Origin of the sequence: Mesorhizobium sp. M0074 (assembly GCF_040322975.1) — a bacterium.
In the GTDB taxonomy this organism is placed as follows: domain Bacteria; phylum Pseudomonadota; class Alphaproteobacteria; order Rhizobiales; family Rhizobiaceae; genus Mesorhizobium.
Map to the genome: position 1 here is coordinate 168041 of NZ_JAMYUM010000008.1, position 25435 is coordinate 193475.

Below are 25435 nucleotides of genomic sequence, written 5' to 3' on the forward strand. Positions count from 1 at the left end.
CAACGCCGCGCAGGATCTTCGGTCCTCAGGTTTCCGGGCGGCAGGCGCCCGCTTTGTCGAGACACTCAGTCGATGTAACCCCCACATCGATGCTCGCGTCCCACCGCGATGAGGGTCTCTCTACAGCGGGGCCTCGCCGTCCGGAAACCTAATGTACACGTTTTTGTTACCTGCTGGAAGTTTTACGTCATGAGCAGCCCAGAACCCTTTCGCGAAGTACCGCACCGCGGCCTGATCACAGTTGCGCTCATGCTTGCGACGATCATGCAGGCGCTCGACACGACGATCGCCAACGTTGCGCTGCCGACCATGACCGGCGATCTCGGCGCCTCCCCCGACAACATCAACTGGGTGTTGACCTCCTACATCGTTGCCGCCGCGATCATGACGCCGGTGACCGGCTGGCTGGCCGACCGCTTCGGTCGCAAGGAGCTGTTCCTGACGGCCGTGGTCGGTTTCACCGTCTTTTCAATGCTGTGCGGCATCGCCTGGAGCCTTGAGACCATCGTTTTGTTCCGGCTCATGCAAGGCGTGTTCGGCGCGGCCATCGTGCCGCTGTCGCAGACCTTCCTGCTCGACATCAACCCCAGGGAACGCCACGGCCAGGCCATGGCTATCTGGGGCGCGGGCATCATGCTGGGACCAATCCTTGGCCCGACGCTGGGTGGCTGGCTGACCGAGAATTTCAACTGGCGCTGGGTGTTCTTCATCAACCTGCCGGTCGGCATCATCGCCTTCCTTGGCATGGCCGCATATCTTCCCAGCGTCGCCCGTCGGGTGCGCAGCTTCGATTTCTTCGGCTTCACCATGCTCTCGCTCGGTGTCGGCGCGCTGCAGCTGATGCTCGATCGCGGCGGCGAGGTCGACTGGTTTTCCTCGATCGAGATATGGATCGAGCTTGGTCTTTCCATCACCGGCTTCTGGGTATTCACCATACATACGTTGACGGCGGAGCACCCCTTTATCGACCCCAAGATCTTCCTCGATCGCAATTTCGTCACCGGGCTGGCGTTCATCTTTGTCATGGGCGTGCTCATCCTGGCGAGCATGTCGCTGCTGCCGCCAATGCTGTCGACCATCTTCGGTTATCCGACCCTCACCATAGGCATCGTCCTGGGGCCGCGCGGTGTCGGCACGATGATCGCGATGCTGTTCGTCGGGCGGATCATGCACAGGATCGATGCCAGGATCCTCGTCGTCATCGGCTTCCTGCTGACCGCGCAATCGCTCTACACGATGTCGAGCTTTTCGCCGCAGATGGACAACTGGCTTATCCTCAGTTCCGGCGTGATCCAGGGCCTTGGAATGGGAATGGTGTTCGTGCCGCTGTCCACCGTGGCTTTCGCCACGCTCGACGCACGCTTCCGCACCGATGCAACGGCGCTGTTCAGCCTGGTGCGCAATCTTGGCTCGTCGATCGGCGTATCGGTGGTGACGGTTCTGCTGGTACGCAACACGCAGATCAACCACGCCGAGCTCTCGGCCTATATCAATCCGTTCAATCCCAACCTCTGGGCGGCATCGCCGGCAGCGGCGGGCGGCGATCCGACGGCGCTGTCGCTGATGGATCGCATGGTCAATATCCAGGCGATGATGATCTCCTACGTCAATGACTTCAAGCTGCTGATGATGATGACACTGCTTGCTGTCCCCTTTGTTTTCCTGCTGCGCAAGCCAAAGGCTGCGCCGCCCGCCGGTGGCGCGCCTGCCGCGCATATGGACTAAGTCTCACGGCTCCGGCACCGCGACCGGCTCACGGCTTCCGTTGCCTGTGCCGGTAGCGTCGGCGTTGAGCCAGGTTCACCTGCCATTAGTATATCCGGACCAATATGCAGTCGCTTTTGGGTTGAAGGCGAGCCTCCTTTGCCTGCCTCAAGCATCAGCGGGAGGAATTGTGTTTGGCCACGAAGTCATCCAGGCAAACCGCCGACGCGCCCGAATCCGCAAATTTGACGACGCTGGCACAACTGGCGACTGCCTCATATGAGGCCCTCGAGCGCGAGCTTCGCGCCACGATTGCGGCACTTCAGGACCAGGCACTGCGGTTCCAGACCGCGATAGAGAACATCTCGCAAGGCATCTGTTTCTTTGATGCCGATGAACGGCTGATCCTGTGCAATCGACGCTATGCGGAAATCTATCGCCTTGCACCGGAGCAATTGCAGCCGGGTGCGGCGCTGCGCGAAATCGTCGAGCGGCGCGTCGCTGTCGGAACCTCGGCAATGAATGCGGACGCTTATCTGGCGTTGGCCCGGGCAGTCAATTCGGGCACGGCTTCGGGGAACTGGACAGCGGAGCTCGCCGATGGCCGGACAATTCAGGTCTGCCATCAGCCGATGCCTGACGGCGGCTGGGTGGCCACGCATGAGGACATCAGCGAGCTCAGCGCCAACCGCTTGGTCGTCGACGAGCGTATCTCCTTGCAGACGCTGATCGACCTGGTGCCTGACTACATGTGGGTGAAGGACACCGAAAGCCGCTTCGTCGTCGCCAACCGAGCCATTGCGTCCGACAGCGGTCGAGACAGCACGAGCGACATGATCGGTCTGAGCGACTTCGACCTTCACGCGCCGGATCTTGCGCAGAAATTTCGCCTCATCGAGCAGCAACTGATGCGCGACGGACAGCCGATGATCGACGAGGAGGAGTTCGTCGTCGATGCGTCAGGCACCGGCAAATGGTTCCTGTCTACGAAACTGCCGTTGCGCAACGTTCAGAACAACATTTTCGGCCTCGTCGGCATTGCCCGCGACATCACTGCGCGCAAGCAGGCCGAAATTCTTCGCGACGGGCAGGCGCATATCCTCGAGATGATCGCAAAGAGCGCTCCCCTCGAAGACGTGCTCGAGCGGCTCATGCGTCTGGTCGAGTCCCAACTGGCGGGGATATTCGGTTCGGTCTTGCTGCTCGACAAGGATGGCAGCCACTTACGCCACGCCGCCGCGCCGAGCCTGGCGAGAGACTACACCGACGCCGTCGACGGCGCCGCGGTAGGCCCAAGGGCAGGGTCTTGCGGTACCGCAGTCTATCGGCGCGAGCCGGTGATTGTCGCTGACATCATGCAGGATCCGCTTTGGCAGGACTATCGCGAACTCGCGCGACCACACGGTTTACGTTCATGCTGGTCGACGCCGATCCTGTCGCATCAGGGCGCCGTGCTCGGCGTTTTTGCGATGTATTCTATGACGGTGCGCGAACCGACCGAGGCCGAGACTCGCCTCATCGATTTCACCACGCGCATCGCCGGAATCGCCATCGAACGCAAACAGGCCGAAGACCGGATCCACTTCATGGCCAATCATGACGTGCTGACCGGGCTTCCCAATCGCGCCTTGTTGGAGGACCGGCTTTCACAGGCGGTCTTGTACGCCCAGCGATACGATCGCTGGGTGACGGTGGTGTTCATCGATCTGGACAATTTCAAATTCGTCAACGACACGCTCGGCCACAATGCCGGCGACGAGCTCCTGAAAATCGTCGCAAGTCGCATGGTCGACTGCGTCCGGGCGACCGATACCGTCGTGCGACTTGGCGGCGACGAATTCGTCGTCGTGCTTTTCGACCAGCCGGCGAACGTCGATCTCGTTTCCGAGACCTTGCAAAAGCTCAGGGCTGCACTCGCCGAGCCGGTTCGGCTCGGAGCGCATCTTGTGCGGGCGACGGCCAGTATCGGCATTGCCAACTATCCCAAGGATGGAACGGATCCCGATACGCTGCTGGCAAATGCCGATGCGGCCATGTATCGCGCCAAGGAGTTCGGCCGCGATAATTTCCAGTTTTACGCTCCGGAGTTCAACACCAGGGCGCATGAAAAATTCGTGCTTCAGGAAGAGTTGCGAAACGCCTTGGCGCGTTCGGAATTCACGCTGCTCTACCAACCGCAGGTGGACCTTCGGTCAGGTCGGGTTTTTGCGGTCGAGGCGCTGATACGCTGGAACCACCCAACGCTTGGCACGGTAATGCCGACGATGTTCATCCCGACCGCCGAGGAGACAGGTCTGATCGTATCGATCGGCGACTGGGTTCTGCATGAGGCGTGCCGGCAGAACAAAGCCTGGCAAGACGCAGGACTGCCGCCCTTGACCGTTTGCGTGAATGTGTCGGCGCGGCAATTCAGGGAGCGCAACCTGATCGATCGCATCGTCAGCGCGCTGAAGGACAGCGGCCTGGAGGCCAGGTATCTCGAGCTGGAGGTGACCGAGAGCCTTATCATGCAGGATATCGAGCTGGCGGTCGCCACCATGAACGCCCTGCAAAGCCTGGGTGTCCAGATCTCGATCGATGATTTCGGCACCGGCTATTCCAGCCTCAGCGCACTCAAGACCTTTCCCGTGGCGCGGCTGAAGATCGACAAGTCCTTCATCAAGGATCTCGCCGCCGACGAGAACGATCAGGCTGTGGCCAGCGCGGTGATTTCATTGGGGCAAAATCTCAACCTGAGGGTCATCGCCGAGGGCGTTGAGACAGATGATCAGGTGGCTTTCCTGCGCAGGAACAATTGCGACGAAATGCAGGGCTATCATTTCAGCAGGCCGGTTTGTGCGCAGGACGTCGAGGAATTGCTCGGCGGCGGCCGCAAAGACTGACGGGTCGGCCATCCTGCAGGCTTCCGCCGACCAAATGGCGGAAATTATCTACCGAGCACAAGGCACCAATAGCGAAGCGTGCTGTCGCGGCCGTCGCGCACATAGGCGAGGCCGAAGCGGGTGAAGCGCGGGTCGAGCATGTTGCGGCGGTGGCCTGGCGAATGCACCCAGATATCAAACAGCTTCTGCTGGTCGAAGCGGCCTTCGGCGATGTTTTCGGCGGCAGCGCCGGCAATGCCATTGTCTTTGACGCGCGAGGCAAAGTCCTTGCCCCAGCCGGTGGTGTGGTTCATTCGGCCGCCGCGCGCCATATAGCCGGCCTGCTGGAGCGCCGCCTGCTCGAGCGGCGCATCGGGGACAAGCGGCCCGAGACCCGCCGAAGCGCGGATGCCGGCCAGCGTGCCGGCGGCGGAAGCAGAGACACCGGCGCTTTCGCCGGTAGGCAGCACGGCGGTTGCGCATCCGGTGAGCCCGGCAAGGGCGCCAAGGCCGGCAGCTTTGAGCAGCACGCGCCTGCTTAGGCTTGGTTGGGCCTCATAATTTTCGATTTTCGTAACGGTCATGCCCGCCTGACATAACCGCGATCATGGCTTTTGCCGGGCAGGGCGGTGAAAATGCGTGATGATGGTTTCGACGTGATGGCACTGTGTCAGATTGATTTCACTGCTCAATCGAAACAGGCTTGCTCGGATGGCGGCATTCGCCCAGGCGGCTGTTCGGGCTCGATACGCCCAGGGGCTCGATACCCAGTCAGGCATTCACGGACCGAGAGTTTCTTTTGCCCCATCTTTGCGGCTTGACGAGCGCTGGCGAGGTATCCTCGGTTGCAAATTTTCTCTGGGGGATATCGCTTGCAGTGACGACCGGAGCGATTCGTACGCCTGAGCACCAAGCAGCCTCCGGTATTGGTCTTCGAGACGCTGATTGAAATCGTGGACGGTCCGGATCACCGCAAGCGCCGCGTTAGTTGCAACGATTAATTTGGCCCGTCGGTCGTTCGGATCATGCGAGCGCCGAACATAACCGAGGCGCTCCAGTTCATCGATCAACTCACCCATCGATGCTTTGCCAATGCCCGCACGCTCTGCGAGGACGCTGGGTCGGGTTCCCTCCGCGTCGATGTTGGCGAATACAGCGCCGTGTTTGGGCTTGATTGCCGAATGGCCGCTCTCCCGGAGAACCTGGACCAAAGCGCTCGCCGACGATTGATAAGCATAGAGAAGCAGAGACTGCGTGTATGGCTGATTATCCATCTTTCCAAACTTATATGGTGCCCATATAGTATGGCAACCGAACTATATGACAGGAGATCAGCATGGCTACCGGTAACATCCGAACTGAAGGGGTGGAAAGTGTCGCGCACAGGCTGATCGAAGCTTGGAATCGTCACGATGCTCGCGCCTTTGCCGCCGTATTCGCGGCAGATGCCGAGTTTACAAACGTCTTCGGTATGCAGGCGACTGGACGTGACAAGATCGAGCAGTTCCATGCCCCAATTTTTGAGAAGATGTTCAAGCACAGCCATCTATCCGCCGAAAGCGTGCGGAACAAGCTTGTTCGCCCTGATGTTGCCACGCTCGACCTGCGGTGGTCCATGACTGGCGCGCTCGATCCGATGGGAAACGAATGGCCGCGTCGGCGCGGATTAATCAGCGTAGTGGCGACGCGGGATCATGATGAATGGTTGATTGCAACGATGCACAATATGGAACTTGGGGACGATCAAATGGCAAAGTCTCAGGAGAAACTTCAAGAGGATAAGTAGGCTCTTCATTCATGTCAGAATCGAAAGCGACAGCCATCCAGCATAGTCAAGCCGATCTGATCGGGCAATGAGATCGAACGGCGGGTCAGGTGATCGGGATTGGCGAGCTATGCTACAGGAGTTGGTGCTGGATGGCCCGTGCCTTGTCCGGTTTGGCCGACCACAATGGCGCGCCTCATAGCCGGTCGCCTTGGTCTTGCGGGATCTAATGTATGAACGGCTTGGAGCGCTGGGCTCTCGCCGGCAGTTCTTGGCGGCGCGGTGATCGCCGGTCGGCTATTCCGCCGCCACGAGTTTGGTTTCCGGCGTCGATGTAGCCCGGCTGGCCCGATCGTCCTCGGTATCTTCCCACCAATCGCCCAGGGCGTCGATGAGCGGCACAAGCTTGAGACCGGGCTCCGTCAGGTCGTAATCCACGTGTAGCGGATAGCCGGCATGCGCTGTTCGCCGCACAATCCCGGCTTCCTCCAGCTTGCGTAGTTCGAGCGCCAGGATGCGGTGCGACACTGTCGGATTGTCACGCCTCAGGTCGCTGAAGCGCTTGGTACCGTCCTTGAGGTAGTAGAGCAGCAAGGTGGGCCAGCGACCGCTGAGCACACGCATGGTCTCCTCGATCGGGCAGCGTGAGACGACATCTTTCATGGCGGGGACCTGGTTACAGAATAGTGCGTAATTTACATGGGGCGACCAGCGTTTAGGGTCAAGTTTCGCTGCGCAGCGTGATCCCTAAATCATGGAAGAGACAAAGAAATGGAACCTATTCTCCTTTACGGCTTCCCGCTGGGAAGTTCGATGGGGCTTGTCGCTGCTTTTGAACGCCTCGAACAACGCTACCGCCTGTGTCGTGTCGACATGCTCTCTGAGATGAAGAACGATGCCTATGCCAGCATCAACGGCCGTCAGGAAACGCCGGTGTTGATCACGGACGAGGGCAGGGTGCTCACCGAGACCATGGCGATTGCCGCCTGGCTCGAAGCCCGCGACACGCAACGCCGTATCAGCTTCGATCCTCGCTCGCCGGAGGGCGACCGGATGCATCAGCTGATGGCTTTCGTGAACACCGGTTTCACCGCCGCCTTCACCCCTCTCTGGGCTGCATATGAAATGGAATCGGCGGAACCGGTGCTGCTGACAACCTTGCGTGGCTTTGGCCGCAAGATCGTTACAAACCGCCATGACCAGCTCGAGGCGATGATCGCCGACACGGACTTTCTGGTCGGCGATCGGCTGACGCTTGCCGATACCACGCTGATTGGCGTGGCGCGCTGGGCGGAGTTCCACCAGGCGGTCGACAGCGCGACCTACCCCAAGCTGGCCGCGTTGCGCGGCAGGATCGAAGCCGATCCGGCCGTGCGTTACGCACAGGCCATCGAGGGTGGCGAAAAGCCGGCGGGTTCGGGTGCCTGTCTTGGCCATGTCCCGCTGGCCGAAGTGATCGATCGTTTCGCTGCCTAGCTTTTGTCACGCATCTCAGCCGCGCGGCGCCAAAGTGTGGTGCCGCGCGGTGACCGCCCGTGGCTTTAGCCGGGCAGGGCAAACAATCCGTGCACGATTAGTCAGGTGATCAGGTGGGATGCGTTGACACGCATCCAGTCGGCCAGCGAATCCAGCGTGCCACGCAAGGTTCCACCCAGCGGCGTTATCTCATACTCCACGCGCGGCGGCATCTCGGCATAAACCCTCCGATAGACCAGACCGCGATGTTCGAACAGGCGCAACTGCCGCGTGAGCTCCTTTTGCGTAATCGGTGCGACGGCCCTCTGGAGCTCGCCGAAGCGGATCGGACAACCGGTGACGATCAGGCGATAAAGAATGGGAATGGCCCATTTTCCCGAAACCAGATTGACGAAATCGATCATCGGGCAACGATCGGTCGTGCCATTTCCGCCTTCGACTGGCGTTACCTCGATGGCTTTTGCCTGCGCCATGAAATTATTTCCTTTAGTACCCGTTCGGTGCCTACTATACAAAGCATACTATCGTGTCGACAATGCCATTCTCATCGTCTTTGGGAAGGCAAATCATGGGTCGCTTGAAAGGCAAATATGCCCTCATTACCGGGGCAACCAGTGGCATCGGTCTCGAAACCGCGCGCCAGTTCCTGGCCGAGGGTGCGACGGTGGCAATCACTGGCAGGAGCCCGTCCGGGCTGGAAGCTGCGCAGCGCGAGCTGGGCGGATCGGCGCAGGTGATCAGGAATGATGCCGGCAACCTCGCCGATCAGCGTGCGCTTGCCGCCGAACTCGCGCAGTGCTGGCCTCGGCTCGACATACTGAACATCAACGCCGGCGATGTGATGCATCAGCCCCTGCAGGATTGGGACGAGGTGGTCTATGACCGTCTGATGCAGACCAATCTCAAGGGGCCGTTCTTTTTGATCCAAGCCCTGTTGCCGATGTTCTCCAACCCGTCATCGATCATCCTGTGCGGTTCGGTCAGTGCCCATATCGGCCTGCCCCAGAGTAGCGCCTACGCCGCCAGCAAGGCTGGCCTCCTGTCGTTGGCGCGCACCCTCTCGGGTGAGATGATCGAGCGCGGTATTCGCGTCAATGGCCTCAGCCCCGGGCCGACCGAGACGCCGGCCTTGGGCAAGCTGGGTCTGCCCGAAGCGGACGAGAAGGCGCTTGGCGATCAGATACGCGCGCTAGTGCCGATCGGCCGGATGGGCAAACCCTGGGAACTCGCCAAGGCGGCGGTGTTTCTAGCATCGGATGAGTCGAGCTTCGTCGTTGGCACGGAACTGCTCGTCGATGGTGGCGTCGGAAATCTATAACCGGGATTTACCATCGTGACCATCGACTTGGCGACAATCACCCCTAAATCGACTATCATAGTGCTTATACGAGAAGTGGCAGCTACGGGCGGCCATCCTGGCGGCGGCCGTCCCGACCCACGGGAGAAAGGTTATGGCCGGCTTTCATGTCATGGCGGACGCACGTGGAATGCATGTACAGCCCACGGTGCGCCGCATCAGCACCGAGGATCTGCTCGATGCGCTCCGTCTCGGCGTAGAGGATTTTTGGGCCAAGCCGTCGCATTATGTGTTCCTGTGCCTGATCTATCCGGTGGTCGGCCTGATCCTGACGCAGTGGACCTCGGGCTCGAACGCCATCCAACTCATCTATCCGCTGATGTCCGGGTTCGCTTTGGTCGGTCCGTTCGCCGCTATCGGCCTTTACGAAATCAGCCGCCGGCGCGAGTTCGGCATGGATACATCCTGGTGGCATGCGCTCGACGTGCGCCACTCGCCGGCGCTGCCCGCGATTGCAGTCATCGGTATCATGCTGGTGGTACTGTTCCTGCTCTGGCTGTTCACCGCGCAATCGATCTACACCAGCCTGTACGGCAATCAGCCTCCGGCCTCTATCGTCGGCTTTATTCGCGAAGTGCTGACGACCAGCAAGGGCTGGACGCTGATCCTGCTCGGCAACCTAGCCGGGTTCGCCTTCGCCGCGATCGTGCTGGCGACGACTGTCGTCGCCTTTCCGCTGTTGCTCGATCGCGACGTCGGCGCGGTCTCGGCAGTCGAGACGTCGGCGCGTGCAGTTATGACAAACCCGCTGCAGATGGCGCTGTGGGGCCTGATGGTCGCCGTGCTCCTGGTCATCGGCTCGATCCCGCTATTTGCCGGGCTTGCCGTCGTCATGCCCATCCTTGGCCACGCGACCTGGCATCTCTACCGCAGGGTGGTCGAACCGGAGCGGGCACAGCAGGTCAGGCGGCCGATGTAGGACCGATCAGCGTTGCGCGTCGGTTGCCATCTTGACGGCCAGCGCGGTCAGCACCGTGCCCATCATCCAGCGCTGGATCACCAGCCATAGCGGCCGCCCGGCGAGGAAGATGGCGATCGAGCCGGCCGTCACCGCGATGATGGCGTTGACGGTCAGGCTGATCGCGACCTGCGTGGCACCGAGCACCAGAAGCTGCGACAGCACGTGGCCCTTGCCGGGGCTGATGAATTGCGGCAGCAGCGACAGATAGAGCACTGCCACCTTCGGGTTGAGCAGGTTGGTCATCAGGCCCATGGCGAACAGCTTGCGCGGCCTGTCTTTCGGCAGTTCGCGGATCTGGAAGGGCGAGCGCCCGCCGGGCTTCACCGCTTGCCAGGCGAGCCACAGCAAATAAAGCGCGCCGGCAAGGCGCAGCACATCATAGGCAAAGGGCACGGCGAGCAGCAGCGCGGTGATGCCGAACGCCGCCGACAGCACATAGAACAAAAAACCGAGCGCCACACCGCCCAGCGAGATCAGCCCGGCCTTCGGCCCTTGCGACAGCGAGCGCGAGATCAGATAGATCATGTTCGGGCCGGGCGTCAGCACCATGCCGAGGCAGACCAGCGCAAAGGCAAGGTGGTTGGCGGGTTCAGGCAAGAGCGCATCTCCGGATGAGGACACTCACCACATGCTTCCATCACCCGCAAGGGCATGAGGGCAGGAGCCTTTGCGCCAGTGCGCCGGAGCCCCTGCCTTAGTCTCCAATCCCATCGCCTTCAGCCGACGATGCGCAGGTTCGACAATTCGTTGGCGATTTCCTTGAAATTGTCCGACAGAGTCGCGCCCGTCGCATTCCAGAACAGCTTGGCCGGCTTGCTCGGGTCGGCCGAATCCTTGCGGAAGCGCGAATCCGACGAACACGCCTTCAGCGCATCGATTGCCTTCTTGTCGCCGGCATCTGTGGGCGACAGGTCGAGCGCCACCGTCATCACCAGAATGTTCGAATTCTTTGCATTGGCGCAGAGCGTTTTCATCTGCTCGTCGAGTGCTGCCGTGTAGTTGGCACCGGTATAGGTGGTCTTGCCGATATCGGTGCTGGTATTCATGAACAGGCGGGTTACGCTTCCAGATCCCGGATAGGTCAGCCCAGTGTAGCCGTAGGCGGCGTAGGTCGACCTGTTGTTGGCGTAGCTGCCGTCGCTGACGGCACTATAAGTATTGGCTCCGTCGGTCAGCACCACGACCACCTTGTCGTTGCCCCTCTCGCTGTTCGGCCGACCATCGGTGAACGGTGGGTTGCTCGATACAGTTCGCCAGCCCCAGGCAAGGCCCTCCGGCACGTTGGTGTTGCCATTCGGCGCCATGGCGTCGATGGCGTCCTTGATCTCCTGCTTCTCTGCGTCCTGGCTGACGTCCTTCAACGGCGTGATCGGGTTGGTGGTGCAGGAGGAATTCGGCCCATCGCCTGCGGCTGCGGATTGCGAACCGTATGGTTTTACCAGGAAATATTTGCGCATGTCAGACTGGCGCTGGGAAGCGGTAGGACCGGCGACATAGGGCCAATCGGCCCACCAGTTGTTGCCGTAATTGTAGGACGTGCCGATGACGTCGTTGATGCCGTCACGGTTGAAATCGAGCCACAGAGTGCCAGCCTCATCCGGGGCGAACAACGGCACGAAAAGCGTGGCCGGCGCGGCTGTATCGGGCGTGGTGTCGTCGACATTGTAGGGATATGGCCGTGCCTCGACGCAACCTTGCCAGCTCGCATAGCGGCTTGTGGTGTAGATATATTCCGGTGCGCTCCAATGGCCGTATTGGCAGGTGCCGTTCTTCTTGTATGTGTCGCAGACATATTGCTTCGAATTGGGTACCTCTTCGCGGCCCGATTCGACCGTCATGTCGGCGTAGAGGCTGAAACGCGTCAGCGGCTGGTCCTTGGTCTCGCCCCAGCCGGTGCCGCGCTTGTACCAGACGCCGTTGAGCTTCTCGGCATATTTGTCCGGATTGTTGGCGGCACTCATCGTCGTCCAGTCGAAATCCTCGTGCTGGATCGGGGAGTTGCCGTCCTGATCCATCCAGCCGTCCTGGTCGTGGGTAGGGCCGACATTGACCGAGGCCGCAAACGGCACGAGAGAAAACTGCACCGGTTTGGTGATCTGCTTCATCTGCTGCGCCTGAAGCGCCAGCGTATCGACAAGCTGCTTGGCGGCCGACTTCAGCAGGTCTATTCGCTTCTCGCCGGTGCCGGAGCCGAGATCGCTCATCGAGCCGGAATTATCCAGCACAAGCGCGACTTCGAGGGTGTTCTTGAGGCGGAGTTCCGAACATTCGGTGAAGGTCGTGTCGCTTGCCGTGCCGCCGATCAGCAGGCTGGCGGCCGGTAGAAAATAGGGGTGGAAGGTGAGGCCGGCGCAGAGCTTCAAGGTGCCGCCGCCGGCATTGTTGTTGGGCAGCGTGACGGTCAGCGCTGTGTTCGCCGGATCGACACGTGCGAGATTGGTTTCGAAAAATGTCTTGGCGTAGGCCTTGACGTCGTCGTCGCTGGCGCCGGCGACGATCTGCTGGGCGGCGGCGAGGCCGGCCGCGTCAAGGGCATTCAGCGTTTCGTGCTTCTGGCGCAACAACTCCCCGTAATCGACGCTGAGCGCCAACCCGCCCATCAGCGGTACAATGGTGATTGCGGTCATTAAGGAGTAGTTGCCACGTCTGTCGCGTCGGAAATTTCCGATCATTGCCTTCAGCATTCCCGCCCGCCCCGTTTTTTTCCGGACGATGCCACGCATTTTTAAATTTCCGATTGCTAAAATACGTTCAAGGTCGGCACGGTTTTTCAATGCCCGTTAACCACACGTCCGCAATCGGCAATGCTGCTCCGCGGCAAAGCCCGATAAGGCTCTGAAAAAGAAGGCTTTCGCCATCACGTCCTCGCCGGCGTCCCCGGGCGGCAATCTTGCGGGCACAACGAAAGCTGGTGACAGAGCGAAGCGCTTCGGTTAATCCGGGCCGGCCGCTACGGACCGTCGGTCGCGGCGCTTGCAAGCATCATGGTACAGGGACAACGGCATGGCGGATTCGCCCGACATCATCGGTTCGCTCGCAGACTTGTCGGGAGCCTATTCAGCCATCCTGTGCGACGTCTGGGGCGTGGTGCACAATGGCGAATGGCATTTCCCGGCGGCGGCTGCCGCGCTGATCGCTGCTCGCGCGGCGAAAATACCTGTCGTGCTGATCACCAATTCGCCGCGTCGCAGCGCCGACGTGGTGGCACAGATGAGCGCCATCGGCGTTCCGCCCGCCGCCTACGACCGTGTCGTGACGTCCGGCGACGTTACCCGCGACCTGATCGCCGAAGGGCCGCGAAAGATCTTCCATATAGGCGCCGATCGGGATTTCACGCTCTATGAGGGCCTCGACGTCGAACTCGTCGAGGAGTTCGAAGCATCCGGCGTGGTCTGCACCGGCCTGTTCGATGACGAGGTGGAGAAGCCGGAAGATTATGCCGATCTTCTGCAGAGGCTGCGTGCCAGGAACCTGCCCTTCATTTGCGCCAATCCCGACATCGTCGTCGAGCGCGGCGAACGCATGATCTGGTGCGCAGGCGCTTTGGCCCGCGAATACGCACAGCTTGGCGGACGCACGCTGATCGCCGGCAAACCCTACGCGCCGGTCTATGACGTCGCCATGAAGGAGATCGCCGTCATTCTCGGCCGCCCGGTCGAGCGTTCGCAAGTTCTGGCCATCGGCGACGGCATGATGACCGACATCAAGGGCGCGGCCGACAATGGCTTCGACGTGCTCTACGTATCGGGCGGCATCCATGCCCGCGATTACGGTGAGACGCTGCAGCCGGATCCGGCCAGGCTCGCGGCCTTCCTGGAAAAATATGGCTACAGGCCGGTCGCGGTGATTCCCAGGCTGCAATAGGTTCAAGCCATGACGGCCATGTTCGAACGCATTTCCGCAACCGCACCGCTGCCGGCCCATCTGCGCGGCGGCGTGGTGGCTATCGGCAATTTCGACGGCGTCCACCGCGGCCACCAGGCGGTGCTCGAACGCGCGCGCGCCGAAGCGGAGCGTCGCGGCGTACCCGCCCTGGTGCTGACCTTCGTACCGCATCCGCGAAAGGTGTTTAGGCCGGACATGCCGTTGTTCGTGCTGACGCCGCCGCCGATGAAGGCGCGGCTGTTGTCGCATCTGGGCTTTGCGGCGCTGGTCGAACAGCCGTTCACACGCGAGTTCGCCTCCTTGTCGGCGGAGGCTTTCGTCACCGGCGTGCTCGAGCGCAACCTCGGCATAAGCCACGCCGTCACCGGCTTCGATTTCCATTTCGGCAAGGACCGCCAGGGCGGTCCGGCCTATCTGATGGCTGCCGGCGAGCGCCACGGCTTCGGCGTCACGCTGGTGGATGCGTTTCGCGACGAAAGCGCCGAGGTGGTGTCGTCGAGCCGCATACGCACGCTGCTGTGCGAGGGCAATGTGGCCGAGGCCGCCGGCTTGCTCGGCTACCGTTTCACCGTCGAGGCGGAGGTGATCGGCGGCCAGCAGCTCGGCCGGACACTCGGCTTTCCGACCGCAAACATGAGGCTTTCGCCGGAAGTCACCCTCAATGAAGGGATTTATGCCGTCCGCTTCCGCCGCGCCGACGGTTCGCTACACGATGGCGTCGCCAGCTTCGGCCGCCGGCCGACGGTCGACGACAATGGCGCGCCATTGCTGGAGACCTTCGTCTTCGACTTTTCCGGCGACCTCTACGGCGAGATTTGTGCCGTGTCCTTCTTCGGCTACCTGCGCTCGGAGGTGAAGTTCGACGGGCTTGACGCGCTGGTCGCCCAGATGAAGCGCGACGAGGCCGAGGCGAAGGCACTGCTCGCCGGCGTCAGGCCGCTTTCCGGGCTGGACGCGGCCATAGCTTTTTAGAGCATGGTCCCGAACCGAAGGTCAGCGAAGCAAAAAGTGGGATCCGGTTTTCCGATTAAGATCATGCTCAACCAGAATTTATCTCTTCAGCGCCAAGCCAAGGGCGATGAAGGTCCAGCCCTGGAAGATCAGGTCGACGGCCAGGAACAGGCCCAGAACCCACACGCTGTTGACCGGCCAGCCCATGGCGATGACCAGTCCCGCCAGCGCGCTGATGACGCCGGCCGCGACTACCCAGCCCCAGCCCGGCTGCGGCCGGTGGCTGTAGCCGACCCAGGCCCTGAGCACGCCTGAGGCAAGCAGCGCGACCGCCAGGAGGAAGGTCAGCACCGTCGAGGCGAGGACCGGATTGTCGAAGGCGAAGAAGCCGGCGACGGCGTAGAGGAGGCCGCTGAGCAGCCAATAGAAGAAGCGGCCCCATGTCTTCACGCCGAAGGCATGGATGATCTCGACAATGCCGGCCATCAGCATCAGCCAGCCCACGACAAAGACCGAGGCGACGGTTGCGATGAACAGATTGCCGAAGGCAATGCCGCCGAAGACAAGCAGCAGCACCCCGAGCGCGACGAACCATCCCCATTTCGCCCGCGTCTGGCCAATGGCGTCTTTCATGGCATCGCTGTGCACGGTCATTGCCCTTCTCCCTCAAGGTTGCCTAGCTTCTTTGTTCCGGAAGGTAGCGCCGATCGCCTTGCCCGTCCAGCGAGCAGGCTGTGAGCGCCACACTCCCGAGCGATCCGCTAGACCTCCGTTTTTGACCCGAAGCGGCCAAATACCAGATGGAATAATTCGATCATGTGGGGGGTGAGCCAGTGCTAAAAGATAACAAGCGGGTTTACGGGCGACCCGTCGTCCCGTGTATTCGCCGCGGCGCAAGTGTAACGAAAATTCCCAGTGCTGGCATTGGCCCTTTATACGATGACGTGTGCTGCTGCTATATGCCGTTTTCTACGCTTGATGAGGCTAGGGAAGCAAAATGAGCGATGCGGACGAACACCTCGATCTGACGGAGATCAACGCCGTCCGCAGGTTGTTGACCTCAAAGCCTCGAACGGTCCGCTGGGACGAACGCCGGGCACGGCTCGACGAAGTCGGTTCGGTGTGGCCAGTCGCGGAGGACATCCGATGCGAGCATGTGGTTTTCGATGGCCTCGCGGGCGAGTGGTCCCTGGCGCCTGGGAGTGACAGGGATAAGGTTCTGCTCTTTTTCCACGGTGGTGGCTACTGCTCCGGCTCCCTTAAAAGTCATCGTCGAATGGTTACCGAGGCAGGTCGGGCAATGGGAATACGCACCCTCGCGATCGACTATCGCCGCGCACCGGAACATCCTTTCCCTGCGCAACATGAAGACGCACTCACCGCATGGCGCTTTCTGAGGCGGCAAGGCATCGCGCCGGACCGCATCGTGATTGGCGGAGACAGTGCGGGCGGCAACCTTACCCTGTGCCTGGTCAGTATATTGCGTGCGGCAGGCGAGCCGTTGCCGCGATGTCTTTGGCTGGTTTCGCCCTGGACGGACCTTTCGATGTCCGGCGCGACACTATCAACCAACGACGCAATCGACCCTATCATCCACCGGGCGTATTTGGAGGAACTGGCAACGGCCTATGTTCCCAATGGCGTTGGTCGGCGCGATCCGCTGATCTCGCCTTTGTTCGCCGATCTGAGCGGATTTCCCCCAATGCTGATACAAGCCGGTTCGGCCGAGACGCTGATGTCTGACGCAACTCGGCTCGCCGAAGCCGCCGGCGCGGCGGACGTCAAAGTACGTCTCGAAATTTGGCCGCATATGATTCACGCTTGGCCGGTTTGGAATGCGGGGTTGAGCGCCGGTCGCCGCGCTCTTCACGGCGCAGGCATGTTTGTCCGCGAATGTTTGTAACCCCTGCCGAGGCAACTGCTATCGTATTCCAAACACTTGATCTGGAATCTTGGTGCGCCAAACAGTCGACTGCAATGCGGAACAGGCCGGCCAACGCCGCCGATGTCATGGATATTAAGTCAAATTTTACCGAACTGGCGCCATGGCTTCAGTCAAGGCTGGTTGTATCGGCCAATGTGTTCGACGTATGGAGTAACGATGCGGTCTGTCCCGACGATCCCGGCGGTCCTGGCCGCATTCATGCTCGCCACCTGCGGCGTTGCCAAGGCCGGCGAGGGCACCTTCGGCTGGCTGTCCGGAGACTGGTACCTGACGGTCGGCGCCACCGGCATGATTGCCCCGAATTTCGAGGGCGGCAAGAAGTACCTGCTCAGCGCCTCGCCGATCATCTCGCTCGGCAAGGCTGGTCCCGCGGCGCGCTTCACCTCGCGCAACGACAATATCTCATTGGCATTGATCGACGATGGCGGCGTCCGCGCCGGCCTGACGGGCAAGTTCCTGTTTTCCCGCGACGGTGGTGACGCCGACGAATTGAAAGGCCTCGACCCGGTGCGCTGGGGCGGCGAGGCCGGCGGCTTCTTCGAATTCTATCCTTTGGATTGGCTGCGTGCCCGCGCCGAATTGCGGCACGGCATTCGTGCCCATAACGGCTTTGTCGCCGACATCGCCGCCGACGCCTTTTACGATGTGACGCCCGACGTCAGGATTTCGGCCGGACCGCGCGTTTCGTTCGCCTCATCGGACTATTTCGACGCCAATTACGGCGTTGATGCCGAGGAGTCCCTGGCCTCGGGGCTCAGCGAATATCATCCCGGTGGCGGGGTGAAGTCGGCGGGCCTGGGCGGCGCAGTGACCTGGAAGGTGACCGAGCCGATGACGGCCAGTCTGTTCGGCGAATATTCCCGCCTGATGGGCCCGGCCGCCGATTCCAGCCTGGTCAAGGAGCGCGGCTCCAGGGATCAGTTCATGATCGGCATGTCGACGACCTATCGCTTCGATTTCTCGATGTGATGTCGCAGGTTATATACTGCGCGCAGCCGCATGGCTCAGGCGACTATGCCGTAGGCGATGCGGTTGAGTTCCTCTTCCACAAGCATCGCACTTGTTTCGGATTGTAGGAGATTGATGGGCGCCTCGTTGAGCACCCGACTTCGCTTGCGCAGCCAGCGCTGCGCCCTTTCATGGTTGCCGAAAACACGATCCGCCATCGTTGAAATACGAAGTCGCAGGGCGCGTTCGGACTCGGTAATCGTCAGAGTCACATTTCGTTCCTTCCGGCGCGCTAACTGTGAAATGTAAACCGCAGTTGGTACATGCTCCTAGGAGGAAGCATCAGAGTTCGGGCTTTTCAATAGGGCCGGCCTCGTTTAAAAGCCCGGTCATGACGCACTTTATCAGCGCATTCGCGACTGCGATACGAATTACAGGCCCGGTGTTCCGGGCGGCCTGACCGCCGCCGGAGCCGCCGGGAATCTTGCGCGCGCCTCTCGCGCTTTTTCCAGATCATGATAGTTCAACGCCCGGGCTCTTTTGCCGCCGGGCAACGCATATGGCAGACGAATGACTGATACCGAGACCGCCGAGACGATCGACTATTCCAAAACGCTCTACCTGCCGCAGACGGATTTCCCGATGCGCGCCGGTTTGCCGGAAAAGGAACCGCTGCTGGTCAAACGCTGGCAGGACATGGACCTTTACCGCAAGTTGCGCGAAGACGCAGCCGGCCGCGAAAAATACGTGCTGCACGACGGGCCGCCGTATGCGAATGGCAACATCCATATCGGCCATGCGCTGAACAAGATCCTCAAGGACGTCATCACCCGCTCGTTCCAGATGCGCGGCTATGACTCGAACTATGTACCCGGTTGGGATTGCCACGGCCTGCCGATCGAATGGAAAATCGAGGAGCAGTACCGCGCTAAGGGCAAGAACAAGGACGAGGTGCCGGTCAACGAGTTCCGGCAGGAATGCCGCGAGTTTGCGGCGCACTGGATCAAGGTGCAGGGTTCCGAATTCCAGCGGCTCGGCGTCGTCGGCGACTTCGACAATCCCTATACGACAATGGCTTTCCATGCCGAGGCGCGCATCGCCGGCGAGCTGCTGAAATTCGCCATGTCCGGCCAGCTTTATCGCGGCTCCAAACCGGTTATGTGGAGTGTGGTCGAGCGCACCGCGCTGGCCGAGGCAGAGGTCGAATACCAGGACTATGAGTCGGACACGATCTGGGCGAAGTTTCCGGTCGTCAGCCTCGCTCGCCAGGTCATCAACATCGAGGATGGGCAGCCAGCCCTGGATCCCAAGCTGACGCAGACGTCGCTCGATCTGCTTGATGCCAACGTCGTCATCTGGACGACGACGCCGTGGACAATCCCCGGCAATCGCGCCGTCAATTACTCGCCGCGCATCAACTATGGTCTCTACGAGGTTACCGCGGCCGAGAACGCCTTTGGTCCTCAGCCCGGCGAAAAGCTGATCTTTGCCGAGAAGCTTGCGGACGACGCTGCCGCGAAGGCCAAGGTCACTCTGAATCGGCTTCGCAGCGTTGGCGCCGAAGAGCTTGAAAACCTTACGCTTTCGCATCCCCTCAAAGCTCTGGGCGGCGGCTACGATTTTCCCGTGCCGATGCTCGCCGGCGATCACGTCACCGACGATGCCGGCACCGGTTTCGTCCACACCGCGCCGGGACATGGCCGCGAAGACTTCGACGCCTGGATGGATGCTGCCTCTGATCTTCGCCAGCGTGGCATCGACACCGCGATCCCCTTCACCGTCGACGATGCCGGCTTCTTCACCAAGGACGCGCCGGGCTTCGGCCCGGACTGCGAGGGTGGAGCGGCGCGCGTCATCGACGACAATGGCAAGAAGGGCAACGCCAACCAGGCTGTCATCGACAAGCTGATCAAGCGCAACGCGCTGTTCGCGCGCGGCCGCCTGAAGCACTCCTATCCGCATTCCTGGCGCTCGAAGAAGCCGATCATCTTCCGCAACACGCCGCAATGGTTCGTCTATATGGACAAGGAGCTTGGCGACGGCACGACGCTGCGCAGCCGCGCCCTGAAAGCCATCGACGATACCCGCTTCGTGCCCGCCGCCGGCCAGAACCGCATCCGCGCCATGATCGAGGAGCGCCCCGACTGGGTGCTGTCGCGCCAGCGCGCCTGGGGCGTGCCGATCGCCGTCTTTGCCGATGCCGACGGCAATGTGCTGCGCGACGAGGCAGTCAACCAGCGCATCATGGACGCCTTCGAGAAAGAAGGCGCCGACGCCTGGTTCGCCGCCGGCGCCAAGGAGCGGTTCCTCGGCAATCACGATGCCTCGAAATGGCAGCAGGTCATGGACATCCTCGATGTCTGGTTCGATTCAGGCTCGACGCATGCCTTCACGCTTGAGGACCGGCCCGACCTGAAATGGCCGGCCGACGTCTATCTCGAAGGCTCCGACCAGCATCGCGGCTGGTTCCACTCCTCGCTGCTCGAAAGCTGCGGCACCAGGGGCAGGGCACCCTACGACACCGTCGTCACCCATGGCTTCACCATGGATGAGGAGGGGCGGAAAATGTCGAAGTCGCTCGGCAACACCGTCGTGCCGCAGGACGTCATCAGGCAGTCCGGCGCCGACATCTTGCGGCTGTGGGTGGTGACGACCGATTATTGGGAAGACCAGCGGCTCGGCAAGAACGTGCTGCAGACCAATATCGACGCCTACCGCAAGCTGCGCAACACCATCCGCTGGATGCTGGGCACGCTCGCCCATGACGACGGTGAGGAGGTGCCGCTGGACAAGATGCCGGAGCTGGAGCGGCTGATGCTGCACCGGCTCGCTGAACTCGATGAAGTCGTACGCTCGGGCTACGACGCGTTCGAATTCAAGCGCATCACCCGCGCGCTGCTCGACTTCATGGTGGTCGAGCTGTCGGCCTTCTATTTCGACATCCGCAAGGACGCGCTTTACTGCGAAGCGCCTTCCAGCGTGAAGCGCAAGGCTTCCGTGCAGGTGGTGCGCCATCTCTTCGACTGCCTGGTGAAATGGCTGGCGCCGATGCTGCCCTTCACCATGGAAGAGGCTTGGCTCGACCGTCATCCGGATGCGGTCTCTCTGCATCTCGACCAGTTCCCGGAGATCCCGGCGGACTGGAAGAACGAGGCGCTGGCGGAGAAGTGGCGCAAGGTGCGGCAGGTCCGCCGTGTCGTCACCGGGGCGTTGGAAATCGCCCGTGCGCAGAAGGTCATCGGCTCTTCGCTGGAAGCGGTGCCGGTCGTCACCCTCGACGATGCCGTGCTCGAAGCGGCGATCGCCGATGTCGACATGGCCGAGATGGCGATCACCAGCGATCTGGTTATCATGCACGGCAAAGCGCCGGCGGGCAGCTTTACCCTCGACGACGTCAAGGGCGTCGCCGTGGTCGTCGAGAAGGCGGAGGACCGTGGCCTGGTGAAGTGCGCGCGCTCCTGGCGCTACACCGCCGATGTCGGCTCAGATCCGGAATTCCCGGATGTTTCGGCCCGTGACGCCGCTGTTCTGCATGAGCTGAAGGCTTTGAGCCGTCTTTGAGGCGGTGCACAAATGCCACGGCGGGGGCCGATCGGCCCTCGCGCGTTGCCCTTAACGAGTGGTTGAGGTAAACACGCGAAACTCCGGACGACAAATTGTCGCCGGAATTCCGTCGGAAGAGCATAGGCGATGGGGACCGGACCTTTCTTTGGCCGGCGGCAATCGAGAGGCTGTCTACAGTGGGACTTTTTGGCATGACCGAGAGAACTTACGCGCGCGTTGCGCTGCTGGCGCCGCTTGTCGTATCGGGCCTCGCTTTGTCCGGCTGCATGGGCTCGCCCACTTACGGGACCGACAAGACCGCGGGCGCGCAGCTTGCCGGCGACCTCACCGGGGCTTTTTCCTTCGCACCCAAGCGCAAGGATAGTATCGACTACAAGCCGCGCCCCACGCTGGTGAAGCCAGGGCCGGGGCAGAAGGAAGTCTTGCCGCCGCCGCAGGAAAGCATCGAGACGGCAAGCGCCGAATGGCCCGAATCGCCGGAGCAGCGCCGTGCCCGCCTGCGCGCCGATGCCACCCTGCATCAGGACGACCCGGCCTACCAGGCGCAGGTCATCGATGACGTGCAGACGGATCCGGCGTCGGTCAAGGCCGCGCTGAAGCAGTCGGGCTCGAGCCATCCGCCAGCCTGGACTCCGGCCGATTCGGACAAGAGCCGCGCCGCGGAAATCATGCGCCGCCGGGCTGAAGGCAAACAGGGCGACCCGACCACCCGCAGATATCTGAGCGAGCCGCCGGTGCAATACCGCGCTGCCGCCGCCACCGCGCCGCAGGGTGACCTCGGCGAGGACGAGTACAAGAAGGAACGCCGCCTCAAGAGGGAGGCGGCCGCCAAGAGTAAGAGCGGCGGCATGTTCGACTGGCTGCCCTGGTAGGCTGACGGCGCCAGAGACGTCCTTGCCCTGAATTGGCTGGCTGGATTGGCTGACTTGGATTTGGACCGTCTGCCGGACCAGAAAATCAGGGTCCGCGTCGCTCGCGAAAAAAGTCCTTCAGCAATGCTGCTGCAGCGTTCTCGGCCATGCCCGGATAGATGTCGGGCACATGGTGGCAGGTCGGTGAAGTGAAGAAGCGAACGCCGTTGACCACTGCGCCGCCCTTCTCGTCGGCAGCGCCGAAATAAAGCCGGCGCAGCCTGGCGAAGGAGATGGCGCCGGCACACATGGCGCACGGCTCCAGCGTCACATAGAGATCGTGGCCGCTGAGCCGCTCGCTGGAAAGCTTGCGGCAGGCCTCGCGGATCGCCAGCATCTCGGCATGGGCGGTCGGATCGGCGAACTCGCGGGTGCGGTTGCCGGCACTCGCAACGACCGTATCGCCGCCGACGACGACCGCGCCAACCGGCACTTCGCCACGCTGGGCGGCGGCTTCGGCTTCTTTCAGCGCCAGGGCCATGAAATCCTGCCGCTTCACGCGGTTTCCATTCCGATTATCTCCTCGCCACTAGAGCGCGATCCTGTTACTACCCGCGCAAACGAGCAAAGGCCACATGGACGACAAAAACAAGAAATTCCCGCGCAAGGCCGGCCCGAAGCCGGGGGGGCCGCGTGGTCGCGATGGCGCTCCCGGCAAGGGCGGCAAGCCGCCCTTCGGCGCCAAAAAACCTTACGCTCCGCGCGGCGACCGGCCGGCGGCGGCCGAAGGCGAACGGCCGAAGCGCGACTTCAAAGGCGGCGACAGGCCGTTCAGCAAAGGGCCGCGTCCGGAAGGCAAGCCTTATGAACAGCGCGAGGGTCCACGCAAGCCTTATGCGCCGCGCGGCGACCGGCCGGCAGCTGCCGAAGGCGAGCGGCCGAAGCGCGACTTCAAAGGCGGCGACAGGCCGTTCAGCAAAGGGCCGCGTCCGGAGGGCACGCCTTATGAAAAGCGCGAAGGTCCGCGCAAGCCTTACGCACCGCGCGGCGACCGGCCAGCAGCTGCCGAAAGCGAGCGCGGCGAGAGGCGCTTCGACCGTCCCAAGCGTGATTTTGGCGGCGATCGACCGCAAGGGGCACAAAGGGCACAGGTGGCATCGGAAGGCGGCTTCAAGCCGCGCCCGCGTCGCGTCGAGGCAACGGAAGAAGCCGGCGAACGCATTGCCAAGCGGCTGGCGCGTGCCGGCCTGGCCTCGCGCCGCGACGCCGAGGAACTGATTGCGGCCGGCCGCGTCAAGGTCAATGGCAAGGTGTTGTCCTCGCCGGCCTTCAACGTCATGCCTGGCGACATCATCCATCTCGACGGCATGGAGATTCCGCCGATCGAGCGCACCAGGCTGTTCCTGTTCCACAAGCCGGCCGGCGTGGTCACGACAAACCGCGATCCCGAGGGCCGCAAGACCGTCTTCGACGTGCTGCCGCCCGGGCTGCCGCGGCTGATGACCATCGGCCGGCTCGACATCAACACCGAAGGCCTGCTGCTGCTCACCAATGATGGCGGCCTGTCGCGCGTGCTCGAACTGCCGGCGACCGGCTGGTTGCGACGCTACCGCGTGCGCGTCCACGGCAAGGTCGAGGAAAGCGCGCTTGCAGGGCTGCGCGAAGGCATTGCCGTCGACGGTGTCTTTTATGGCGCCATCGAGGCGACGCTCGACCGCGAGCAGGGTTCGAACGCCTGGCTGACACTCGGCCTGCGCGAAGGCAAGAACCGCGAGGTCAGGAACATCCTGGGCGCGCTCGGTCTCGACGTGACGCGGCTGATCCGCATTTCCTACGGGCCGTTCCAGCTCGACGATTTGCCGGAAGGCCATGTGCTGGAGATCAAGGGCCGCGTGCTGCGCGACCAGCTCGGCGAGCGCCTGGTCGAAGAGTCCGGCGCCAATTTCGATGCCGATATCGCCAAGCCGTTTTCCAACAAGCCGGTCAGGCGTGAGCGCGAGGAGGAGCCCGAGCGGCCGAAATTCACCCGCGACGGCGAACGCCGGCCGATCGGCGAGGGCGGCCTGATCAAGAACCGCAAGCGGCGCGAGGGCAGCCGCGACGAAGCGCTCGGCAAGCTGTCGACAAGCCCTGACAGGAGCTTTGGGCCAAAAAAGAGCTTTGGCGAGCGTGGCCCCAGACCTGAACGCAGCGACTTCGGGGACAAACCCCGTGGCGACAAGCCTCGTGGCGGCTTCGGTGGGAAAAAATCCGAACGCGAGCAGCGGCCGATCGAGCCGCCGGGCCAGCGCAAGGCCAATGTCTGGATGGCGCCGGGCGCACGGCCGATCGGCAAGGGCAGGGCGGAGGCAGACGCCGCCAAGGCGGCAGAAAACAAGGCGCGCAAGGCATCGTTCAAGCCGTCTTACGGCAAGCCCGGCGGCAAGCCGCAAGGCGGCGGTGCAAAGCCGTTCGGCAAACCGCGCGGCGAGCGCCCGGATGGCGGTGGCGACCGGCCGCGCGGCGGCCCGAAAGGAAGCAATGCGGATCGTCGGCGGTGAGTTTCGCGGGCGTCCGCTGGCGACGCCCCGCACCTTTGCCATCCGCCCGACCACCGACCGCACGCGTGAGGCGGTCTTCAACGTGCTGGCGCATCGCTTTCCCGAAAGACTGGACGGCGCGCGCGTGCTCGACCTGTTCGCCGGCACCGGCGCGTTCGGCCTCGAAGCGCTGTCGCGCGGCGCCTCCTACGCTGTCTTCATCGAGGAATCCGCCGAAGGGCGCGGCCTGATCCGCACCAATGTCGAGGCCTTCGGCCTCACCGGCCGCACCAAGATTTTCCGCCGCGACGCGACGGGCTTGGGCGAGGCGGGCACCATCGCCGCATTCGGCATGGTCTTTGCCGATCCGCCCTATGGCAAAGGCCTTGGCGAACGCGCCTTGCGCTCGGCCAAAGCAGGCGGCTGGCTCGCCCCCGGCGCGCTCTGCGTCGTCGAGGAAGCGGCGGCGGCGCCGTTCGAGGCAGGGTCGGGCTTTTCGGTTGTCGACGAGCGCAACTATGGCGAGACGGTCATCCGGTTCATCGAGGCCGCCTGAGTTCGGCTTCCACGATGGCGCCTTCAAAATGACGAACAATTCGTTTTGCCTCGACCAGCAACCCCGCCTATCGTCCCACTACAAACCGGAGC

23 protein-coding genes are annotated in these 25435 nt (G+C 62.3%); 14 read left to right on the forward strand and 9 right to left on the reverse strand.

Annotated features, from left to right (window positions below):
• The first annotated feature begins 189 nt into the window (after positions 1-189).
• Both NKJ73_RS13620 and NKJ73_RS13625 read left to right on the forward strand, forming a co-directional pair.
• A complete protein-coding gene (locus NKJ73_RS13620; protein ID WP_352517860.1) occupies positions 190-1725 on the forward strand; it encodes a DHA2 family efflux MFS transporter permease subunit in 1536 nt (511 codons plus the stop codon).
• Positions 1726-1898: 173 nt separating this feature from the next.
• Positions 1899-4586 (forward strand): EAL domain-containing protein, encoded by a 2688-nt coding sequence (locus NKJ73_RS13625; protein WP_352569761.1) that lies wholly within the window; start codon positions 1899-1901, stop codon positions 4584-4586.
• Positions 4587-4630: 44 nt separating this feature from the next.
• On the opposite strand, the gene NKJ73_RS13630 is transcribed toward NKJ73_RS13625, so the two are convergent.
• Together NKJ73_RS13630 and NKJ73_RS13635 are read right to left on the reverse strand one after the other, a co-directional pair.
• On the reverse strand, positions 4631-5149 hold the full coding sequence (locus NKJ73_RS13630; RefSeq protein ID WP_352569762.1) for a CAP domain-containing protein: 519 nt from the start codon (positions 5147-5149) through the stop codon (positions 4631-4633).
• A 195-nt stretch (positions 5150-5344) separates the two neighbouring features.
• Positions 5345-5839 carry a MarR family winged helix-turn-helix transcriptional regulator gene (locus tag NKJ73_RS13635; protein ID WP_051406070.1) on the reverse strand — a complete coding sequence of 165 codons (495 nt, stop codon included), beginning with the start codon at positions 5837-5839 and terminating at the stop codon, positions 5345-5347.
• Positions 5840-5901: 62 nt separating this feature from the next.
• On the opposite strand from NKJ73_RS13635, the gene NKJ73_RS13640 reads away from it, so the two are divergent.
• A complete protein-coding gene (locus NKJ73_RS13640) occupies positions 5902-6351 on the forward strand; it encodes an SgcJ/EcaC family oxidoreductase (RefSeq protein ID WP_352569763.1) in 450 nt (149 codons plus the stop codon).
• A gap of 276 nt (positions 6352-6627) precedes the next feature.
• Here the strand turns inward: NKJ73_RS13640 and NKJ73_RS13645 are convergent, their stop codons facing one another.
• Positions 6628-6993, reverse strand: a complete 366-nt coding sequence (locus NKJ73_RS13645) for a winged helix-turn-helix transcriptional regulator (protein WP_023674333.1) — start codon at positions 6991-6993, stop codon at positions 6628-6630.
• 108 nt (positions 6994-7101) lie between these two features.
• Here NKJ73_RS13645 and NKJ73_RS13650 point away from each other — a divergent pair, with 108 nt between their 5' ends.
• Positions 7102-7806, forward strand: a complete 705-nt coding sequence (locus NKJ73_RS13650; RefSeq protein ID WP_352569764.1) for a glutathione S-transferase family protein — start codon at positions 7102-7104, stop codon at positions 7804-7806.
• A gap of 101 nt (positions 7807-7907) precedes the next feature.
• On the opposite strand, the gene NKJ73_RS13655 is transcribed toward NKJ73_RS13650, so the two are convergent.
• Positions 7908-8279, reverse strand: a complete 372-nt coding sequence (locus NKJ73_RS13655) for a winged helix-turn-helix transcriptional regulator (RefSeq protein WP_352569765.1) — start codon at positions 8277-8279, stop codon at positions 7908-7910.
• 95 nt (positions 8280-8374) lie between these two features.
• Between NKJ73_RS13655 and NKJ73_RS13660 the strand changes: the two genes are divergently transcribed.
• Both NKJ73_RS13660 and NKJ73_RS13665 read left to right on the forward strand, forming a co-directional pair.
• Entirely contained in the window at positions 8375-9124 is a 750-nt protein-coding gene (locus tag NKJ73_RS13660; protein ID WP_352569766.1) for an SDR family oxidoreductase, read from the forward strand.
• Positions 9125-9257: 133 nt separating this feature from the next.
• Positions 9258-10082, forward strand: a complete 825-nt coding sequence (locus tag NKJ73_RS13665) for a DUF2189 domain-containing protein (protein ID WP_352569767.1) — start codon at positions 9258-9260, stop codon at positions 10080-10082.
• A 6-nt stretch (positions 10083-10088) separates the two neighbouring features.
• Here the strand turns inward: NKJ73_RS13665 and NKJ73_RS13670 are convergent, their stop codons facing one another.
• Together NKJ73_RS13670 and NKJ73_RS13675 are read right to left on the reverse strand one after the other, a co-directional pair.
• Positions 10089-10721: a LysE family translocator gene (locus NKJ73_RS13670; protein ID WP_023674336.1), complete on the reverse strand. Its 633-nt coding sequence runs from the start codon at positions 10719-10721 to the stop codon at positions 10089-10091.
• 119 nt (positions 10722-10840) lie between these two features.
• The gene (locus NKJ73_RS13675) at positions 10841-12796 is read right to left on the reverse strand and encodes a pilus assembly protein TadG-related protein (protein ID WP_352569827.1); all 1956 of its coding nucleotides are present in this window, start codon (positions 12794-12796) and stop codon (positions 10841-10843) included.
• A gap of 331 nt (positions 12797-13127) precedes the next feature.
• On the opposite strand from NKJ73_RS13675, the gene NKJ73_RS13680 reads away from it, so the two are divergent.
• A complete protein-coding gene (locus tag NKJ73_RS13680; protein WP_352569768.1) occupies positions 13128-13988 on the forward strand; it encodes a TIGR01459 family HAD-type hydrolase in 861 nt (286 codons plus the stop codon).
• Positions 13989-13997: 9 nt separating this feature from the next.
• Positions 13998-14981 (forward strand): bifunctional riboflavin kinase/FAD synthetase, encoded by a 984-nt coding sequence (locus NKJ73_RS13685; protein WP_352569769.1) that lies wholly within the window; start codon positions 13998-14000, stop codon positions 14979-14981.
• A gap of 78 nt (positions 14982-15059) precedes the next feature.
• Here NKJ73_RS13685 and NKJ73_RS13690 read toward each other — a convergent pair whose 3' ends face one another.
• Positions 15060-15614 (reverse strand): HdeD family acid-resistance protein, encoded by a 555-nt coding sequence (locus NKJ73_RS13690; protein WP_352569770.1) that lies wholly within the window; start codon positions 15612-15614, stop codon positions 15060-15062.
• Positions 15615-15957: 343 nt separating this feature from the next.
• On the opposite strand from NKJ73_RS13690, the gene NKJ73_RS13695 reads away from it, so the two are divergent.
• On the forward strand, positions 15958-16863 hold the full coding sequence (locus NKJ73_RS13695; RefSeq protein WP_352569771.1) for an alpha/beta hydrolase: 906 nt from the start codon (positions 15958-15960) through the stop codon (positions 16861-16863).
• A 198-nt stretch (positions 16864-17061) separates the two neighbouring features.
• Positions 17062-17874, forward strand: coding sequence for a MipA/OmpV family protein (locus tag NKJ73_RS13700; RefSeq protein ID WP_352569772.1), 813 nt, complete (start codon positions 17062-17064; stop codon positions 17872-17874).
• Positions 17875-17909: 35 nt separating this feature from the next.
• Here NKJ73_RS13700 and NKJ73_RS13705 read toward each other — a convergent pair whose 3' ends face one another.
• Positions 17910-18125, reverse strand: a complete 216-nt coding sequence (locus NKJ73_RS13705) for an antitoxin Xre/MbcA/ParS toxin-binding domain-containing protein (RefSeq protein ID WP_352569773.1) — start codon at positions 18123-18125, stop codon at positions 17910-17912.
• 298 nt (positions 18126-18423) lie between these two features.
• Here NKJ73_RS13705 and ileS point away from each other — a divergent pair, with 298 nt between their 5' ends.
• The gene (ileS, locus tag NKJ73_RS13710) at positions 18424-21414 is read left to right on the forward strand and encodes an isoleucine--tRNA ligase (protein WP_352569774.1); all 2991 of its coding nucleotides are present in this window, start codon (positions 18424-18426) and stop codon (positions 21412-21414) included.
• Between the two features lie 194 nt (positions 21415-21608).
• The gene (locus tag NKJ73_RS13715) at positions 21609-22289 is read left to right on the forward strand and encodes a hypothetical protein (RefSeq protein WP_352458053.1); all 681 of its coding nucleotides are present in this window, start codon (positions 21609-21611) and stop codon (positions 22287-22289) included.
• Positions 22290-22374: 85 nt separating this feature from the next.
• On the opposite strand, the gene NKJ73_RS13720 is transcribed toward NKJ73_RS13715, so the two are convergent.
• The gene (locus NKJ73_RS13720) at positions 22375-22827 is read right to left on the reverse strand and encodes a nucleoside deaminase (RefSeq protein ID WP_352479909.1); all 453 of its coding nucleotides are present in this window, start codon (positions 22825-22827) and stop codon (positions 22375-22377) included.
• Between the two features lie 76 nt (positions 22828-22903).
• On the opposite strand from NKJ73_RS13720, the gene NKJ73_RS13725 reads away from it, so the two are divergent.
• Together NKJ73_RS13725 and rsmD are read left to right on the forward strand one after the other, a co-directional pair.
• The gene (locus NKJ73_RS13725; protein ID WP_352569775.1) at positions 22904-24808 is read left to right on the forward strand and encodes a pseudouridine synthase; all 1905 of its coding nucleotides are present in this window, start codon (positions 22904-22906) and stop codon (positions 24806-24808) included.
• Positions 24789-25343: a 16S rRNA (guanine(966)-N(2))-methyltransferase RsmD gene (gene rsmD, locus NKJ73_RS13730; RefSeq protein WP_352569776.1), complete on the forward strand. Its 555-nt coding sequence runs from the start codon at positions 24789-24791 to the stop codon at positions 25341-25343. The genes NKJ73_RS13725 and rsmD overlap by 20 nt, the downstream gene beginning before the upstream one ends.
• Positions 25344-25435: the final 92 nt, after the last annotated feature.